Annotated in this window: 20 protein-coding genes and 1 riboswitch; of the genes, 18 read left to right on the forward strand and 2 right to left on the reverse strand. The window is 51.9% G+C overall.

The annotated features are described in order from the left end of the window. The 4 genes from KNP77_RS03745 to KNP77_RS03760 all read left to right on the forward strand — a co-directional run. Positions 1–584 (forward strand): RNA-guided endonuclease TnpB family protein (locus tag KNP77_RS03745; protein WP_214888667.1); only part of this gene is annotated, 584 nt, incomplete at its 5' end. Positions 585–691: 107 nt separating this feature from the next. Then, positions 692–1066 (forward strand): pentapeptide repeat-containing protein, encoded by a 375-nt coding sequence (locus tag KNP77_RS03750; protein ID WP_353048806.1) that lies wholly within the window; start codon positions 692–694, stop codon positions 1064–1066. Beyond that, positions 1063–1902 (forward strand): aminoglycoside 6-adenylyltransferase, encoded by an 840-nt coding sequence (locus tag KNP77_RS03755; RefSeq protein ID WP_214888670.1) that lies wholly within the window; start codon positions 1063–1065, stop codon positions 1900–1902. Before KNP77_RS03750 ends, KNP77_RS03755 begins: the two co-directional genes overlap by 4 nt. 47 nt (positions 1903–1949) lie before the next feature. Beyond that, positions 1950–2102, forward strand: coding sequence for a hypothetical protein (locus KNP77_RS03760; protein WP_167615759.1), 153 nt, complete (start codon positions 1950–1952; stop codon positions 2100–2102). 11 nt (positions 2103–2113) lie between these two features. On the opposite strand, the gene KNP77_RS03765 is transcribed toward KNP77_RS03760, so the two are convergent. Beyond that, positions 2114–2509 (reverse strand): ion channel, encoded by a 396-nt coding sequence (locus KNP77_RS03765; RefSeq protein ID WP_070329472.1) that lies wholly within the window; start codon positions 2507–2509, stop codon positions 2114–2116. Between the two features lie 108 nt (positions 2510–2617). Between KNP77_RS03765 and KNP77_RS03770 the strand changes: the two genes are divergently transcribed. From KNP77_RS03770 to KNP77_RS03835, 14 genes are all read left to right on the forward strand, one after another. Next, complete coding sequence (locus KNP77_RS03770; RefSeq protein ID WP_236633714.1) at positions 2618–3457, forward strand: glycoside hydrolase family 191 protein; 840 nt, start codon at positions 2618–2620, stop codon at positions 3455–3457. 66 nt (positions 3458–3523) lie between these two features. Further along, on the forward strand, positions 3524–4771 hold the full coding sequence (locus KNP77_RS16120; RefSeq protein WP_214888673.1) for a GAF domain-containing protein: 1248 nt from the start codon (positions 3524–3526) through the stop codon (positions 4769–4771). Positions 4772–4775: 4 nt separating this feature from the next. Further along, positions 4776–5714, forward strand: coding sequence for a tetratricopeptide repeat protein (locus KNP77_RS03780; RefSeq protein WP_131504972.1), 939 nt, complete (start codon positions 4776–4778; stop codon positions 5712–5714). After that, positions 5696–7543 carry a DUF2194 domain-containing protein gene (locus KNP77_RS03785; RefSeq protein ID WP_214888675.1) on the forward strand — a complete coding sequence of 616 codons (1848 nt, stop codon included), beginning with the start codon at positions 5696–5698 and terminating at the stop codon, positions 7541–7543. The genes KNP77_RS03780 and KNP77_RS03785 overlap by 19 nt, the downstream gene beginning before the upstream one ends. Continuing rightward, on the forward strand, positions 7540–8958 hold the full coding sequence (gene pelF, locus KNP77_RS03790; protein WP_070329468.1) for a GT4 family glycosyltransferase PelF: 1419 nt from the start codon (positions 7540–7542) through the stop codon (positions 8956–8958). Before KNP77_RS03785 ends, pelF begins: the two co-directional genes overlap by 4 nt. Beyond that, positions 8939–10387, forward strand: coding sequence for an exopolysaccharide Pel transporter PelG (pelG, locus tag KNP77_RS03795; RefSeq protein WP_070329467.1), 1449 nt, complete (start codon positions 8939–8941; stop codon positions 10385–10387). The genes pelF and pelG overlap by 20 nt, the downstream gene beginning before the upstream one ends. A gap of 61 nt (positions 10388–10448) precedes the next feature. Beyond that, positions 10449–10553: riboswitch (TPP riboswitch) on the forward strand. A gap of 81 nt (positions 10554–10634) precedes the next feature. Then, positions 10635–11309 (forward strand): thiaminase II, encoded by a 675-nt coding sequence (gene tenA / locus KNP77_RS03800; protein ID WP_214888690.1) that lies wholly within the window; start codon positions 10635–10637, stop codon positions 11307–11309. After that, complete coding sequence (thiM, locus tag KNP77_RS03805; protein WP_214888693.1) at positions 11306–12097, forward strand: hydroxyethylthiazole kinase; 792 nt, start codon at positions 11306–11308, stop codon at positions 12095–12097. The genes tenA and thiM overlap by 4 nt, the downstream gene beginning before the upstream one ends. Further along, entirely contained in the window at positions 12094–12924 is an 831-nt protein-coding gene (thiD, locus tag KNP77_RS03810; RefSeq protein ID WP_070329464.1) for a bifunctional hydroxymethylpyrimidine kinase/phosphomethylpyrimidine kinase, read from the forward strand. Before thiM ends, thiD begins: the two co-directional genes overlap by 4 nt. Then, positions 12863–13534: a thiamine phosphate synthase gene (thiE, locus tag KNP77_RS03815; RefSeq protein ID WP_370259179.1), complete on the forward strand. Its 672-nt coding sequence runs from the start codon at positions 12863–12865 to the stop codon at positions 13532–13534. The genes thiD and thiE overlap by 62 nt, the downstream gene beginning before the upstream one ends. Positions 13535–13557: 23 nt before the next feature. Then, the gene (locus KNP77_RS03820; RefSeq protein ID WP_070329462.1) at positions 13558–14193 is read left to right on the forward strand and encodes an SDR family oxidoreductase; all 636 of its coding nucleotides are present in this window, start codon (positions 13558–13560) and stop codon (positions 14191–14193) included. A 129-nt stretch (positions 14194–14322) separates the two neighbouring features. Continuing rightward, complete coding sequence (locus KNP77_RS03825) at positions 14323–15888, forward strand: GGDEF domain-containing protein (RefSeq protein ID WP_214888696.1); 1566 nt, start codon at positions 14323–14325, stop codon at positions 15886–15888. Positions 15889–15931: 43 nt separating this feature from the next. Beyond that, entirely contained in the window at positions 15932–16381 is a 450-nt protein-coding gene (locus tag KNP77_RS03830) for an OsmC family protein (protein WP_016509231.1), read from the forward strand. A 97-nt stretch (positions 16382–16478) separates the two neighbouring features. Next, positions 16479–16919, forward strand: a complete 441-nt coding sequence (locus KNP77_RS03835) for a GNAT family N-acetyltransferase (protein ID WP_236633485.1) — start codon at positions 16479–16481, stop codon at positions 16917–16919. Here the strand turns inward: KNP77_RS03835 and KNP77_RS03840 are convergent, their stop codons facing one another. Then, complete coding sequence (locus tag KNP77_RS03840) at positions 16920–17366, reverse strand: DUF4385 domain-containing protein (RefSeq protein WP_214888699.1); 447 nt, start codon at positions 17364–17366, stop codon at positions 16920–16922. Positions 17367–17426 lie beyond the last annotated feature (60 nt).

Below are 17426 nucleotides of genomic sequence, written 5' to 3' on the forward strand. Positions count from 1 at the left end.
CGTGGGTCCCCGCCGAGCACAAGATCGGGATCGACCTCGGCCTCGGGCACTTCGCCGTCATGACGAACGACGCGATGGTGACGGAGAAGGTCCCGAACCCGCGCAACCTGCGCGAGGCCGAGGCGCGGCTGAGACGGGCGCAGCGCGCGCTCTCCCGCAAGAAGCCCGGCAGCCGGAACCGCGAGAAGGCCCGGCTCGTCCTCGCGAAGAAACATGAGCAGGTCAAAAACCGACGGCACGACTCCCTCCACAAGCTGTCACGACGCATCGTCGACGAGAACCAAGTCGTCGTCGTCGAGACGCTGAAGCCGAGGGAGATGATGCAGGACCGCCGCCTGGCAAAATCGATCGGGGACGCCGGGTGGGGCGAGTTCGTCCGCCAGCTGGAATATAAGGCGAGGTTCTATGGACGGACGCTCATCAAGGCCGACCCGTGGTTCGCCTCGACCCAGGTTTGTTCGGCCTGCGGCGAGAACGGCGGCAAGAAGGACCTGGACGTCCGCGAGTGGACCTGTGCCGCATGCGGCACGCACCACGACCGCGACGTCAACGCGAGCCTCAACCTGTTGCGCCTCGCGGACTGAAACACCCCAGGGCAGGGACTGCCCGACGAGCTTGGTCCACAACCGTGGCTGGTCAAAGCATGGTCTTCCCAAGAAGCTCCCACTTCAAGTTGCGAAGCAAATAAGTGGTGAGTAGTTCACGTGAGTTCGATCAGTGCAAGACGACCGGTTCTTCGTTCGAGTCGTGTACGTTTGAGGGCGTGACCGTTCGTGGGGGCGACTGGTCGTTCGTCAATTTGCGTCACGCACCGCTCCGAAAAATGAATTGGTCGGATGTTCGTCTAGTAGAGGCTGATTTGTACGGGGCGGACTTGACGGAGTCGCGCTGGACGAACGCTGCGTTGACACGTGCTGTTCTGCAGCATGCGGACTGTACGGCTGCCGACTTCATAGGTGCTGACATGGACGGGGTCGATTTCACGGACGTTGCGCTCAAAAAGACGAAACTCGACGTCATGCAGGCGGTCCAAGTCGCCCGTTCGCTCGGGGCCATCGTCGAATGAACAATAACCAGGTGCTCGAGCAGCTACTCGCTTTGGCGGAGGAGCGGGAAGACATCCGAATCATGGTGTTGAACGGATCGCTCGTCAATCCGCACGTCTCCCCAGACCGGTTTCAAGATGTAGATGTCACGTTTTTCGTTCTGGACGTATCATCGTTCATAACGGATCGATCCTGGATCGATCGGTTCGGCGAGGTGTTGATCATGCAGACACCGGACGAGTCACCGTCTCAAACAAGATACGAGCGGTTTGCGTTTCTCGTCCAGTTTGCAGCCGGTCATCGGATCGATCTGACCGTTCGTCCTGTTCGCGTCGTGCAGGAGGCGATTGCGGAAGATTCGCTCAGTCTCGTCATGCTCGATAAAGATGACACGGCAGGACGTCCTGTGCCGAGCGATGAGACGTACCGAGTCAAACGCCCGAGCGCGTTTGACTATGCGTCGTGTTGGAACGAGTTTTGGTGGGTGTCATTGTATGTCGTGAAAGGACTAAGGCGCAATCAACTGCTGTATGCGCTCGATCACGTGACGATCATGCGAGACATGCTCCGACAGATGATGGCGTGGGATGTCGGATATAGGACCGGCTTTTCCTCGAATATCGGGAAAGCTGGGGACGCTTTGGTGAACCACTTATCAAATCAAGCTTGGCAAGCATACTTACGGACATACCCGGTCGCGGATCCTGCGGCGATTGCAGCCGCGTTTGAAACGTTGGTCGAGCAGTTCTGCGTCTTCAGTCGGCGTGTTTCGGAGAAAAGTGGCAACTCATTTCGGGACGACGAGTCCAAGCGGATTCGTGACGCTTTTTCGACGCTTTGGACTTCAAACGATTAGTTTTTAGCCGAGTCGGGAAACCCACTCTATAGAAGGGGGAATGACGCTTGAATCCGTATACGACGTTCATCGCGCTCCTAGTGGGGAGTTTACTCTTATTTGTCGGCATCCGGACGAAGAAATGGCCAATCGTTGTCGTGGCCTTATTTCCGCTTGGACTCGTCGCATTTAACATGTTTTTACTTATCACCGGACGTTAGAAGACTGCTTGTCAGTCTTCTTTTTTGTACATCGATTTTACGAAAAACGCGGTCGGGAGCAAGATTCCGATTGCCGCTTCGAGTAGGGCGAACAGACGGGCCGGCCCAACCGGCAGTAAGTCACCAAATCCGATTGATAGAAGCGTGACGCCGCTGAAATAGAGCAGGTTTTGCCATGATGGCTCGACAGCGGTCATCGTCTCAAGTGACGTGACGAGAATGACCCCGTCCCACGACAACACGTAATAAACCAAGGCAAACCCAATCAACACACCTAACAAGCTGATGAAAAGGTGGCTAAATAATCGGCCGTCAAATCCGGTCTGCCGGTACGTCTGTCGGCGGAAGAAGGTATATACGTTCAGTCCGACGAATAAGAGGGCAACCGTCAGTAAAATCGTATTCATCCTCATCTCTCCTTTTTTGCTAAGTCATACTAAGTTGTTTCCCTGAACAATTGACGTCAAACGGACCTAATTGCACCATGAAGGATTCTGCGACAAGGAGGTGTCCGTGTGCGACGCTTTAGGTTGACGAGTTTAGTGCTACTTCTGCTGCTAGGTGGATGTACCACGAAGACGCCATTTAATTTTGATAAAATCAGCTCGTACAAAATTTTTTACAACATTCCGACCGAGGCGATTATCGAGGATATGACCCGGTATGATCTCGTGATCATCGAACCGATTTGGTATACACCGGAGCAGATTGAAGCGATTCGTTCGAACGGCACGAAAGTGCTCGGCTATATAAACGTGATGGAAGCGGACACGTGGAATCGGGAACTGATCGGTCAAATGAAACAAGACGATTTTTTCTACCGGGACGGAGAGCGGATTTATTTTCCGAAATGGGATTCCTATTTGACAGATATCAGTTCGGACCATTTTCGGAAGATTTTGATGCGCGAGATTCAAAAGCAAGTCATCAATAAACACTTGGACGGTATCTTTTTAGACACGGTTGGAGATATCGACGATGTACACCTCGACTATCCCGAAGACTTGACTGAGCAATTGAACGGATTAGAAGCATTTTTAAAAGCGATTAAGCAGACTTACCCTGGGGTCCCGATTGTACAAAATTGGGGAATCGAAACGCTTGAACGAACGAGCGCTCCATACGTGGACGGGTTCATGTGGGAGGGGTTCAATTATTCGGAGATCACATCGGACTCTTGGTCGATGGAAATGTTGGACCGGATGAATGTGATTCAAGAACAGTATGGGATTGCAGTACTTACCGTTTCGGACCAAGAGGAAGCTATTAGTCGAGACTTGGCGGAAGCGAACGGGTTTATCCATTATCATGAACCCACTTATTATGACACATGGGATTTTCAGGAAGGGAATTAAGATAATTAGCAGGGGAATTTGCTGCGAGCGCCAAATAAGTAAGCATGACATTCGTGTTATGAAGCTGTGACTAATCGTTGGGAGGGGATTATCATTCTATATGCTCAAGACCGTCCGTGGATTAAGTGGGCCGAAATTTTTATCGTGTTCACTCTATTGATCGGAATCGATTTAGCTTTCAATTTAGGGACGATTCAAAATGATTTGAACCTATTTTATGTAGCCGCCATCTTGTTCGCGCTACGTTACGGAACAACCTTTGGGTTGATCAGTTTCGCCGTCTTGCTTCTGTACAAAGTCCTCTACACCGGACTTGTCGGAGGCGATATCTTCTTACTGTTCTACGATACAAACTCACTTCTCACACTTTTCTATTACTTCGCACTCACTGTCATCGTCGGCTTGTTTAGCACTTCATTTCGAGAGCGTTATGAAATCAGTCAGTTTCGCAACGAAGAACTGAAAGATGAAAACACGTATTTGAAAGAGACCGTCGATTTACTCAACACTTCGCAAACGACCCTTCGTCAAAAATTACTTCAATCGGAATACAGTTTAAATCAATTGTACGAACTAGCTGTCTCGCTTGACCTGCCACATCCTGAATTGATTCGTAGCGAGACGATTCGTCTGCTAAAAAAATATTTCTTGGCGAGCGACGTCGCCATCTATCATGTCGATCGATCGCAAAAGTCGATGCGTCTAATCATTCGCCAAGCCGAGAAGAAAGAGTTTCCACAAACCATTTTCTTAGATGAGGCGTCAAGCATGTTCAAACGTTTCTTCCAAGTCCAAGAGACGATGTTACGGCAACTTGATGACGACGACACGGATCCGATGTTGCTCGCTCCGATCGTGATTGACGGAGAGACGCGTGAAGTTGTCGTCATTAAGCGTCTGCCGCTCCGGAAATTGACGACAGATGACCTCCACGTATTAAATATCCTGTTCTCGTGGATCGGGACGCGAATCACAAACGCGCAAAACTTGATTCGTAAAGAGCAGCACGAGAAGCGCTACCCGGGCACATCGTTCTACAAGAAAGAGGCGTTCATCGAGATAGTGGCGCTTCAAGAACAAAAGAAACTTCATCACGATCAACCGTTCATCGTACTCGAGTATGCGCTCGATTATGAACCGGTCTCGCTCGAAAGTATTGAAGCGATCGTGCATTCGTATTTGCGAGAGATTGATATCGTCGGTTATGACCAAGACGAAAACAAGTTGTTACTCTTGCTCCCAGGAACGAGTGAGGAGAACCGTCAACGAATTTATGATCGGATCGAAGGGATTTTGATCCAGAAGGGAGTGTGAGTTCATGGAAGCCATCGACAGTTTAGTTTGGATTGGGCTCTATGTGATTCACGCAATCTTGGCGTTCGTTTTGTTAGTGGTGTTGAAGCGGAAAATGAAAGCGCTAGACTATGGGGTGGCAGTAGTCGCTTTATGCTTCGGCCTATTTTTACCTTTTGTCGCGGAAGTCGCAGTATATGCAATTTATCGCTTCGCAGAACGCTTCGATCGGAGCGGACTGATTGAAGATTACGATGAGTATATTGATTTTCGGGTCGTCAATTATGAGCAGATTCGGCACGATGCGAAAACAAGCTCTAGCCTGCTGCCGTTAGCCGATGCCATCAATTCAAAAGATCCGGCGATTCGCAAGCACTCGATTTTGACGCACGTCAACCAGTCCATCAATAACCAAGGGAAATACTTGCAGATGGGGCTTAATAGCACGGACAGTGAAACGGTCCACTATGCGGCCGCGACGATGAATATTCTCATCGATCAGTACGAGCAGGAATTGAAATTGGCGAAGCATGAATACGATTTAGGAAACCCGGAAACGATTCGCCGGCTAGCGACAATTTACAAACGGATGATTCACAGTGAACTGATCACGGAAGTCATGTTGAAAGACAGACGTGAGGCCTGGTTAAAAGAGATTTTGACAGCGAAGACACTGTATCCGCCGTCGCCATGGATTTATGAGGATTTAAACGAAGTCTACATCACGTTAAAACGTCCTAGAGATCAGCTCGAAATATTGAAGGAGTACGTTCACCATTTCCCGGAACGCATCGAGGCCCATCTCATGCTCATCGATTTTTACTATGAACGGGAGCGGTGGACCGAGGTGAAGGCTGTCATGTTTATGATGCAAACACAATTTTCGTTAGACGATGTGCCGTATGAGCACCGACTGTTGTTTGAAGAATGGAGTGACTCGACATCATGGAAAAACGAACTATAATCTCATTCTCGCTCTTCATCGTGTTATTTCTCGTCGTCGTCGGTGCAATCCAATACTTGAGGATCCATTCCTTGCATACGTTGTTACCGAACGTTGCTGAACAACGAATGAATATCGACCAATTGCAAGGGGATGCTTCCGCTAAAACAGGAGAGCATCAACTTCAAGTTTACCTTGTCCGAGACGAAGGTGATTTGGCGGTCAATACGGCAGATAATTTATTGTATGGCTTGCGTTACGCCAAACTAGACGTTCAAGAAATTGATGCGGATGCAGTTAGTTCAATCACGCCGTCTCCCTACAACATCATCGTCTTTACAGGAGAACAAACCGCGACATGGCCATTGCAAGAGACGAAACGGTTCGTCGAACAAGGAGGCAATGTCGTGTTCGCCAACCGTTTCAAAGACCCCGCTTGGAATGAAGTGACAGGTATCGAAGAAATCGGTGAATTCGTTCCAGACGTTTACGGTCTGAACTTCGAAGAAACGATTTTCCCGGGTTATGTCGACTTGAATCCACCGGACGATCTGTTCGTCCATAGTGTCGTTGACTTCGCAATTGCAGACGAAGCGAACGTTTTGCTGTCAGCGGAAGGATTTCCCGTCCTTTGGGAATATGAGGTCGGTGATGGGAACGTTCTGTACTGGAATACAACGATCACCGATCAAAAGATGATTCGCGGACTGTTCGTCCAAACGCTCGGAACGTTACCGCCTGCGTTCGTGGGTGCCCAAGCGGCGATTAAGCTCATGTATATCGATGACTTTCCGGCTCCAGTCATGGACGGCAAGATGAAAGATGTCTCGGCGACACCACTCGATAAATCGGTCAAAGACTTCTTTGCCGAAGATTGGTGGAAAGACATGGTCGACATGGCTCAAGATGACGACTTCATTTACACGGGCGCGATGATCGGGACGTACGAAGAAGAGATGGAACTGCTAGATGATAAATTGATTAAACGCGGCGAGTTCCCGATGCTCTATTTCGGTCGAAAACTATTGGCGCAGGGTGGTGAAATCGGGTTGCACGGATATAACCACCAATCGCTTGTCACGGCCGATGAACCGATCGACCCGACGTACGGATATATTCCGTGGAAAGACAAGGACGAGATGAAGCGTTCGTTGCTGCAGGCAGAGTCGGTATTTGCTAACTATTTCCCGGCAGAACAACTCAAATCATACGTCCCACCTTCGAATGCACTCAATCGCACCGGTGTCGACGCGATTGCTGAGGCGTTGCCTGAACTGCGGACGATTGCGTCACTCTACACCGGCGACCCGGAAAATGGTGATTTTGTCCAAGAGTTCGAATTTGATACGACACATACCGGAATCTATCATTTCCCGCGCATCACAAGTGACTACGGGGAAGAAAGAGGTTCGATCTTCCAAATGGTCGATGCGATCGCTAACTTTGGGGTGTTTTCACACTTTATCCACCCGGATGACGTCATCGACCCAGACCGTGCTTTCGGTCGCGACTGGGATACGATGTTCGCCAGTTTGAAAAAAATCGTCGATGATGTTAACGTCAGCTATCCCTATTTAGAGGCCTACACACAACACTATGCGACGGAAAAACTAATCACGTATCAAGAGGCAGACTTGAACGTCACGTTTGATGACGAGACCATTTATTTGACCGGGGACGGACTCGTCAATCCGTCACACTTCACCGTCCGTCTAAAAGTGGGCCAATCATTGGACACAGGCAAATTCGCATTCGGCACGGTCGAGCAGATGGAGGCGGACCGTCCACTCTATCTCGTCCAATTGACATCAGCGAACGCTGAAATCGCCATCAAGGGGGACCCGCAATGAAGATTGGGCTCGTGTTAGAAGGGAGTTACCCGTATGTGAGCGGAGGTGTCTCGAGTTGGACGCAGACGCTGATTGAAGCGATGCCGGAAGTCGAGTTTGAAATCATCTCGATTCAGCCATCGGTCAAGCGGCCAGAAGATATGAAATATGAGTTGCCGCAAAACGTGTCAGGAATCACACACCTTTATTTAAGCGATATGGATAAAAAGGCGAAGGGTCGAATGAAGCTCGACGCCGAAGACGAGCGGAAAATTTCGGAATGGCTCATGTTGAAAAACCCGAACCGGCAAGCGCTTGGCATTCTCGGGAAACAAGTCCCATCAAGCCAAGCCTTCTTCTCAAGCGAGTTCTTTTGGAGAAACGTAAAATCGGCTTACGCAGAAGAAATGAACGGTGGCTCGTTCATCGATTATTTTTGGATGTGGCAGAGTATGTATATGCCGATCTTGCGTGTGTTGCATCAACCGTTACCAAAAGTCGATCTCGTCCACTCCATCTCGACAGGCTACGCCGGTGTCGTCGCATCTTACATGAAAGAGACGCAAGGTATCCCGTTCATTTTGACCGAACACGGCATCTACTCACGTGAACGCGAGGAAGAAATCCTTCAGTCTTATTGGATTCCGTCCCCTTACAAACCGAGATGGGTTCGCTTTTTCCATCACTTGTCACGCGAGGCGTATAACGCGGCCGACGAGATTATCACACTGTTTGAGCGGAATCGCGAATATCAAGAGTGGATTGGCGCGCCTAGCGAGAAGACGAAAATTATCGCCAACGGGATTGACGACCGTCATATCCACGCTACGCTTGAGCGAGCCGAGAATGATGTGTTCCAAATCGGGGCTATCGTCCGCCTCGTTCCGATCAAGGATTTGAAGACGATGATTTATTCCGCAAAAATCCTTCAAGAGCGCCATCGGCTGTTTAAACTGACGATCATGGGTCCGCTTGATGAGGACGAAGAGTACGCCGAAGAGTGTCGTCTACTGATTGAGCAGAGCGGGCTGACCGACTATGTCGAACTCGTCGGGAAAGTGAACGTACAAGACTGGTTGCCGAAATTTGATTTGTTGTTGTTGACGAGCATATCGGAAGGGCAGCCGCTTGCCATTTTAGAAGGGATGGCGGCTGGCATCCCTTGGGTGGCGACCGATGTCGGGGCTTGTTCGGAACTACTTTACGGACGCGCTGACGATCCGTTCGGTCCGGCCGGCTTCATCGTTCCTCCGGTCCATCCGGAAGCCATCGCTGACAAAGTCGAATGGATGATGGATTATCCGCGCGAACGGATGCGCTTCGGTAAAAACGGCCGCGAGCGTGTCCGTCAGTATTATCGATTGCAACAGTTCGTCGACCGCTATAAAGCCATCTATGAAGCGAGGAGGGAACAGTATGGCGGGCATCGGGTTTAAGTTACAAAAGCTGTTTCAAGAAGACTATTACTCTTCAAGACTGAAGGCGTACACGTTTTCCGGTCTCGTCACATCGGGCCCTTGGCTGATTGTCATCCTCGTTGTCGGTACGATTCAATGGTTGGCGTTTCAGATGCCGATGTTGTCACTCGAGGAACGGACACTGTTTATGCTATCCGTGTCTTACGCGTTCATTTTCTCGCAAATTCTATTTAGTTTTCAGCAGCTCGTCGTCACGCGATACGTGGCCGATTTGTTTTATGAAAAGAAAGCCCATGAGATCTTTCCTGTCTTCACCGGCATGTTAAAAGTGACGATTCTCGCTGCCGTCGTCATGTATAGCGTGTTTTGGCTGATTTCACCGCTCAGTTTCGCCTATAAGCTCGTCCTGTTCGTCTTATTCATGACCATCAACGTCATCTGGGTCATGTTCTTGTTCTTGAGCGCCGCCAAATTTTATCAAGCGGTCGCTTACAGCTTCTTGCTAGGCGGGGTTATTTCAGTCGCGAGCGTCTATTTGATCAGTCGTCTCATGGTCAACCCATCGAGCCTCGAGCTTCTGTTTGGCTTTACCGTTGGGATGGTCGTGACGCTGTTCGGGCTATTCTTCGCGATGCTTCGGACGTTTCCGCTCAGGTATGCGACGCGAGAGTTTTCATACTTCCGGTACTTTGATAAGTATCCGGACTTGTTCGCGATTGGTGTGTTATACGTGCTTGGGATCTGGGTGACCAACTTCATCATTTGGTTTGGTGAAGGTCGCATGGTGATTGCCGATTCGTTCGTGTTCAATCCGTATTATGACACGGCTGTGTTCTGGTCGTACTTGACGATCATCCCGACCCAGCTCTTGTTCGTCGTCGCTGTCGAGACAAGGTTTTACGAGCGCTACCGAACGTTTTACGGCTTGATCAATTATGGCGGGGCGTTACACCAAATTGAGAAGGCGAAGCAGACGATGACGACGGTGTTGAAAAATGAATTGATCCGACTTGGGCGAAGTCAAGGTGTTGTCACCTTGTTCGCGATCCTGATGGCGGGTGTGTTCGTCGGTTGGATTGGTGTCCCGGAAGAAGTCGGTCAAATTTTCCGGATGACGACGCTCGCCGCGTTCGCGAACGCGATGATTCTCGTACTGACGCTGCTCTTGCTTTATTTTGAGGACCGGCGTGGTGCGTTGTTCGTCAACCTATCGTTCTTCACATTGAACGCCTTGTTCACGTTGTCGTTACTATCGCGCGGGATCGATTGGTATGGGGTCGGCTTTGCGATCAGCACGACCATCACGTTCTTTATCGCAGGACTGCGCTTGATTTATTTTATGGGGAAGGTCGATTATTACGTGTTCGCGGCCTCGAACCGTCGTAAGCTCGGGACGGAACGGTTCTCGCATTTTGGGACCGCGCTCAACCGTCGCTTCTCGCGTTAAAGGGTTTGCATTTTTCAAAAAGATTGATATGATGTGGTCGAAGATGACCGAATTTCATAATGTTTGCCACTAGGGGAGTCGCTTGACGCGGCTGAGATGGACAAGGTCCAGACCCTTTGAACCTGATCTAGTTCACGCTAGCGGAGGGAAGTGGGCGAAACGTCCTTTCTCACACTCTTTGTGTATGGCCGACGCCGCTTCCGTTATGGGAGGCGGCGTCTTTTTTCATACAAAGGAGGAGAATACGATGACATTTACCGCACACATCCGCCAAGAGGCCAACGCCTTGTTTGAGGCGAGTTTCCACCATCCGTTCGTCCGCGCGCTCGGAGACGGGACGCTCGACGAGGCGAAGTTTCGGCATTACGTGATGCAAGACTCGTACTACTTGAATCAATTTTCGAAAGTACAGGCGAAGGGCGCTACACTTGCCCCGACGATGGAGCTGGCGAGCCGATTTTTGACGCACGCCCTCCACACGATCGAGGCGGAGCACGAGTTGCATCGGGAATTTTTTACGATGCTCGAGGTGAGTGACATGGAGTGGGCGACGTTCGAACCAGCTCCGACGGCTTATGCATACACGCTACATATGCAACAAGCCGGCCCGACGCTCGGAGACGTGCTCGCGGCGATTCTTCCATGCTACTGGGTGTATTACGAGATCGGGGAGCGCTTGAAGGACGCAGAGCCAGACCATCCGATCTATTCTGTTTGGATTGCGACGTACGGTTCGGAATGGTTCCGTGAACTCGTCGAAGAGCAGATCGAGCGACTTGACGAATTGGCGGGACAAGCGATGGAGTCAGAACGGATTCGCTATCAGCAACTGTTTTTGAAAAGTTGCTACTATGAGCTCGCGTTTTGGGAGATGGCCTGGACACTCGAATCGTGGGAACTGCCGCTTGAGGTGGGACAATGAGGCCGGATCTATGGGAAGCCGTCCGGTTGAAGCGACCGCTCGTCCATAACATCACAAACATAGTGGTGGCCAACTTCTCGGCGAACGGATTGCTCGCCATCGGTGCGTCCCCGGTCATGGCCGATGCGATCGAAGAAGTGGCAGACATGGCGACGGTGAGCGACGCCCTCGTCTTGAACATCGGAACGCTCGGCACGATGACCGAGGCGACGATGATCCGCGCCGGACAAGCCGCGAATCAGTCGGGCCGCCCTGTCGTCCTAGACCCGGTCGGTGTCGGGGCGACACCGTTCCGCCGCGACGTCGTCGAACGGATTTTGCGAGACGTCCGCGTCACGGTCATCCGTGGGAACGCCGGGGAAGTCGCCACGCTTGTCGATGCCGGTTGGACGACGAAAGGGGTCGACGCCGGAAGCGGCACACATCATCCGCAACAACTCGCTGAACGAGCAGCGAACCGATATAGCTGTGTTGTCGTGATTACCGGTGCGACGGATTTCGTGAGCGATGGTACGGTCACGCTAGAGATTTTGGGCGGTCATCCGCTCATGACAGAGACGACAGGCACCGGCTGTCTACTCAGTGCGGTCGTCGGTGCGTTCCTTGCTGTTGAACCGGACGTGATGACGGCAACCTCGACCGCGCTCACCGGATATGCACGATGCGGCGAGTTGGCGAGTGAAGCAGCGACGGGTCCGGGGGATTTCCCAATCCACTTTCTCAACGCACTCGCTACCATGACGTCAACTGACCTGCCGAGCGACCGAATCGAGGTGTTCGCGCGATGAGGCCTCAAGTCTTGACCATCGCCGGTTCGGACTCTGGCGGGGGAGCCGGAATCCAAGCCGATTTGAAAACGTTTCAAGAATTAGGCGTATTTGGCACGAGTGTCGTGACCGCGGTGACGGCTCAAAACACGCGTGGCGTGCACGGTGTCGAAGCCGTCTCCGCCGACCTCGTCGCACGCCAGCTTGATGCAGTCGGATCAGACTTTATCATCTCGGCGTGCAAGACCGGGATGCTGTTCAATCGTGAGTTGATTGACGTCGTGGCGGACGCAATCGAGCAGCATCGATTTCAAAATGTCGTCGTCGATCCGGTCATGATCGCTAAAGGCGGTGCGACCTTGCTTGAACGGGACGCCGTCACCGCGCTACGGACGAGGCTGTTACCGATGGCGACGGTCGTCACGCCAAATATCCCTGAAGCTGAAGTGTTGACCGGCTTGACGATTTGTACGTTCACTGATCGTATGAAAGCAGCTGAGCGCTTGTTGTCTTACGGGGCAAACGTCGTCATGTTGAAAGGCGGTCATTTGGACGGTCCTCTCGCCGAAGACCTAGTCATGACGAAGACCGATACGTTTCGAATGGTGACACCACGGTTGCTGACGAAAGATACGCACGGGACCGGCTGCACGTTTTCGGCTGCGCTAACAGCGGAGCTCGCGAACGGGCATACCGTTACGGAAGCCGCGCAGAAGGCGAAACAGTTCATCCATAGTGCCATCTCCCACGGATTACAAATCGGCAGCGGGCATGGACCGACAAATCATTGGGCGTATAACAAGCACCCGAAGGAGGTGGTTTCCATTGAGTCCATCGCCTATCGTTGAGCGGTTAAAGCTCTACTTCATCTGCGGCACAGCGGATACGTTTGATCTCGTTCAGACGGTCGAAACGGCGCTTCAATGTGGTGTGACATGTTTTCAATTTCGCGAAAAAGGTAAAGAGCCACTGTATGGGGATAAAAAAGAAGCGATGGCACGAGCGTTGCATACACTTTGTCGACAGTACCGTGTCCCGTTCATCGTCAATGATGACGTCGAGCTGGCAATCAAACTCGATGCGGACGGAGTTCATGTCGGACAAGAGGACGCAGCAGCCGAAGTCGTTCGTCGGCGAATCGGTTCAAAGAAGTGGCTCGGTGTCTCAGTCCACTCGATCGAGCAAGCCGCAACGGCTTCGAGATACGCCGATTATGTCGGAATTGGACCGATTCATCCGACTGTGTCGAAACAAGACGCGGCCGAAGTGAATGGAACGATGCTCATTCGGCAAGTGCGAGCCCGGTTTCAGCATTTGCCAATCGTGGGGATTGGTGGAATCATGCCTGAACACGTCGAAGCGATTCGACGTGACGGGGCTGACGGCGTAGCTGTCATCTCGGCCATTGCTTCTGCACCGGACGTGGCCATGGCCACACGGCGTTTCGCTTGTCTCTGAATTTTATTTGAGGAGGAAGACAGATGAACGTATTTGTAATTGGAGCGAATGGACAGATTGGAAAGCAACTCGTAGAACGATTGAAGCAGGATGGGAAGCACGAAGTCACCGCGATGGTGCGGAAACAAGAGCAGCTAGACGAGTTCAAAGCGAACGGCTATCAGGCGGTTCTCGGAGACTTAGAAGGTGACGTTGAGACGTTGAAGCAAGCGATGAGCGGCATGGACGCAGTCGTGTTCGCGGCCGGTTCGGGCGGCAGCACGGGAGCCGACAAAACGTTACTCATCGACCTAGACGGTGCAGCGAAAAGTGTCGAGGCGGCCCAAGCGAACGGCAACATCAAGCACTTCGTGATGCTCAGTGCCTTGAAAGCGGAAGATCGCTCGGCATGGCCCGATTCGATGAAACCGTACTACGTGGCAAAACATCATGCGGACCGTTTGCTCGAACAGAGTGGACTCGACTATACGATCGTCCGTCCAGGCGCACTCACAGACGATGCCGGTACAGGCAAAGTGAACGTCGACAACGTGTCGACGGGCGAGATTCCGCGGGCGGATGTCGCAGCGTTCTTGGCCCATGTCATCGGTCGACAAGAAGCGGCAAACAAAGCCATCGACTTGGTCAAAGGTGACACTGCGATCGAAGAGACGATATAAACCATGCGAGCGAGCGGATTCGAATCCGCTCGCTTTTTTTTGCGGTGATATGTCAGCCTGTTCGAAAAAGGAAATGATGCGGCCGATAGAGAAAGTAAAGACGTATCTGTTCAAGAAAGGGGTCTGTTCATGACCGCGTTATTTATTTATATGGCCGCCTATTTACTGCCGGCCTTCTTGTTGAGCCATCTCGCGCTCGACGTCTTGTTACGTAACCCGCGACAAGTCGAGCATCGTCTGCTCAGTCTGTTCGTATTCGGTTACGCAATGCTGTTTTTGGCGGATTTCGGCCGTCACTTGTCACCGATTGAAGCGAGCCCGGCGTTCGTCACCTATTGGTTCGGCAATGCCGGTATTTTGATCTTTATCTTTTCGGTCCATTTCATCGTCAAAGTGACGGGTGTCGGTGCGAAGATGCCGAAATGGGTATACCCGTATGCAATCTACTTGCCGTTGATCCCGGTTTCTTTGACGTTCATTCGACAAGAGAACATCATCAACAGTCAACGCTTCGACCAAGTCGGGCTCTGGATTTATCCTGAATTCAACGTCTCTTATTTGACGACGATGACGATCGGGAACGTCTTTCACTTTTTGATTATTTTGTTGCTGGCGTATGCGCTCAAACGAGCAGAACGGCATGAACATCAACGGGTGCTGCGTCTGCTCATCTTGACGGCGGTGCTTGTCTTGATTTGGGACATCGTGTTCGGTTACTTCCAATTTCGTGGAGTCATCCCGCCTTATGCGTATATGTACGGCGGATTGGTCTGGACGGTGGCGCTCGTTTTGGCGATGAACCGACTCGACTTTCTCGCCTCTTACGCCAAGCGCTACGGAACGTTGTACAACTTGAACCCATCGGCCATCCTGCTCGTTGACGATACCGGTCGAATCGAGAGCGCGAACCCGGCCGCACGTATGTTGTTCCATACGGTCCGTGTCGTCAATGAACGATTCGTCGACCTATTGCCGGAGAAGAAGCGTGAGGAGTGGTGCGATCACTATACACAGCACTTCATGACTCAAAAGAAATTTTTAGAGTTCGAGACGAAGATTCAGACGAAGACCGGGCAAGAACGATATGTCGTCATCGATGGCGACTTCGTCTTTATCAATCAAAAAATTCACGGCATGATTTTGATTCGCGATGTCCACACGTTCAAGGAAGCGGAGCAGTCGATTCGTTTCTTCGCCTATCATGACCCGCTCACGAAACTCGCCAATCGCCGGGCTTTTTATGAACAAGCTGATCAAGCGTTGCTTCAAGCGGACAACCTTGCCCTCGTCATCCTTGACCTTGACGGGTTTAAAGGAGTCAACGACACGTACGGCCATCAAGTCGGCGATGACTTCTTGATCCACCTCGGCGTTCTGCTCGAAGAAGCGACGCCGGACACCGGGCTCGCGTCGCGCGTCGGCGGTGACGAGTTCTACATCTATTTGACGGACGTGGAAGAAGCGGGCATCGTCACGTTCGTGGAGCGGCTGCGGACGATGTTGACAGAACGGCCGTTCAAACTAGGTCACGGGGTGATCCCGATTCGAGCGAGCATCGGCGTCAGCGTCGCGCCAGACCAAGGCATGGATTTGGACACGTTGATTCATAAGGCGGACCAAGCGATGTATCAAATCAAGCAGCAAGGTAAAAATGACTATGCGATTTACGACGACGCGTTACACGGTCCGACATAACGGGAACGGTAGTAGAGATGTGATTTCAAAAGGAGGAGATGGGATGTCAGAAAAACCATTAGTGACGATGCGGGCCGAGGGCGAAGCGACGAGTGTGAAGACGACGGTGCATGTGCGCGACCTAGAGCCGTTTATCGTCGATGAGCCGGAACGTCTCGGCGGGACCGATGCCGGACCGAATCCGCTCGAATACTTACTCGGGGCGCTATCATCGTGTACGACGATCATGATCGCCTATGTCGCGCAAGACCAGGACTTCAACTATGACGGTGTGACGTTCGCGACGGAAGGGACGCTCGACCCGCGCGGCTTCCAAGGCGTCGAAGGGGTCCGGACTTATTTCGAGAACGTGCACGTCAACATCGTGCTCGACACGACCGAGTCGGATGAACGGATCGAGGCGCTACAAAAAGGCGTCGAGGCCCGGTGCCCGATCCATAACTTGATGCATGCGGCCGACGTCGACATCACGGCGACATGGACACGAAAATAACGAGAGGATGGGGCAACCCATCCTTTTTCTTTGGACAGAGACAGGGAAACACCAACTGTGGCACGAACAAGAACAGATGCGAGAAAGGGGGGAGGTTATGCACATTCGACCGATGACACGAGAAAACGCCCGCGCCATCCAAGCGTGGACGTATGAAGCACCCTATGATTTTTATAATCAGGACCCTTCGGCTGAAGGGTTAGACGAGTTAATGACTTATCATGCGATTCACGACGATGAAGGGTTGTTCGGTTTTTATTGCCTCGGACCGTACGCGCAAGTTCCGAACCCGACATACGCGTACGATGCCATCCATCTCGATATCGGATTGGGCATGCGCCCGGACCGCACCGGTAAAGGACAAGGTCGTTCGTTCGTCGAGACGGTGCTTGGCGCAGCAGAGCGCGAGGAGAAACCGCTGCGCTTGACCGTGGCCGCATTCAACGAGCGGGCCATCCATTTGTATGAACAGGTCGGGTTCCGTCAAGTCGCCGCGTTCGTCAAAGGGCAGACGAACTTCATCGTCATGGTCCGTTGATTAGCCAAATTGTTTTTGATGGGCTTTCTTTCGCTTCAAATAATCCTTGTCCGCTCGGATCTGGTCCCAGCGCTCTTTGAAGATGCGGGCCGACTCGGCTTTCTCTTCATCGATTTGGCGGTCATGGATGTCCCCGTCGTCTTTATACTTGCGGCCACCTTTATAGTTGGCGTAACGACGGGCCCGGGTATGGCCCATCTGGATGAACTTCCGCGCCATGTCCATGCCGACGAAGTCATCGTTGGCCCGATACGCCTCGAACAAGTCCATAATCTCATCGGCGGACTGTTTGGCGATGGCAGGTGTCTTAAAGCGCCAGTGCGGTAAAATCTCACTCTTATACGGTTCGACGAGCAGGACGCCTTGTTCGCCTCGTCCGACGCGATACAGCTCGGGCTGCTCGCGAAAATCAATCGTTTTAAAATCTAAGTCGTAATCAAACGGCATCGTCATCCCTCCTCTGTTCCGTTGTTCCCGGAACTGAGGCGAGGGAAACGAGCGAAGGAG

This window comes from Exiguobacterium sp. s142, assembly GCF_018618455.1.
Lineage (GTDB): Bacteria > Bacillota > Bacilli > Exiguobacteriales > Exiguobacteriaceae > Exiguobacterium > Exiguobacterium aurantiacum_A.

Excerpts from the sequence above, each read along its gene's own strand:
- KNP77_RS03755 (WP_214888670.1), top strand. The coding sequence starts at position 1,063 with ATGAACAATAACCAGGTGCTCGAGCAGCTACTCGCTTTGGCGGAGGAG.
- KNP77_RS03765 (WP_070329472.1), bottom strand. The coding sequence starts at position 2,509 with ATGAATACGATTTTACTGACGGTTGCCCTCTTATTCGTCGGACTGAAC.
- KNP77_RS03780 (WP_131504972.1), top strand. The coding sequence starts at position 4,776 with ATGGAAGCCATCGACAGTTTAGTTTGGATTGGGCTCTATGTGATTCAC.
- KNP77_RS03785 (WP_214888675.1), top strand. The coding sequence starts at position 5,696 with ATGGAAAAACGAACTATAATCTCATTCTCGCTCTTCATCGTGTTATTT.
- pelF (WP_070329468.1), top strand. The coding sequence starts at position 7,540 with ATGAAGATTGGGCTCGTGTTAGAAGGGAGTTACCCGTATGTGAGCGGA.
- pelG (WP_070329467.1), top strand. The coding sequence starts at position 8,939 with ATGGCGGGCATCGGGTTTAAGTTACAAAAGCTGTTTCAAGAAGACTAT.
- tenA (WP_214888690.1), top strand. The coding sequence starts at position 10,635 with ATGACATTTACCGCACACATCCGCCAAGAGGCCAACGCCTTGTTTGAG.
- thiM (WP_214888693.1), top strand. The coding sequence starts at position 11,306 with ATGAGGCCGGATCTATGGGAAGCCGTCCGGTTGAAGCGACCGCTCGTC.
- thiD (WP_070329464.1), top strand. The coding sequence starts at position 12,094 with ATGAGGCCTCAAGTCTTGACCATCGCCGGTTCGGACTCTGGCGGGGGA.
- KNP77_RS03820 (WP_070329462.1), top strand. The coding sequence starts at position 13,558 with ATGAACGTATTTGTAATTGGAGCGAATGGACAGATTGGAAAGCAACTC.
- KNP77_RS03825 (WP_214888696.1), top strand. The coding sequence starts at position 14,323 with ATGACCGCGTTATTTATTTATATGGCCGCCTATTTACTGCCGGCCTTC.
- KNP77_RS03830 (WP_016509231.1), top strand. The coding sequence starts at position 15,932 with ATGTCAGAAAAACCATTAGTGACGATGCGGGCCGAGGGCGAAGCGACG.
- KNP77_RS03835 (WP_236633485.1), top strand. The coding sequence starts at position 16,479 with ATGCACATTCGACCGATGACACGAGAAAACGCCCGCGCCATCCAAGCG.
- KNP77_RS03840 (WP_214888699.1), bottom strand. The coding sequence starts at position 17,366 with ATGCCGTTTGATTACGACTTAGATTTTAAAACGATTGATTTTCGCGAG.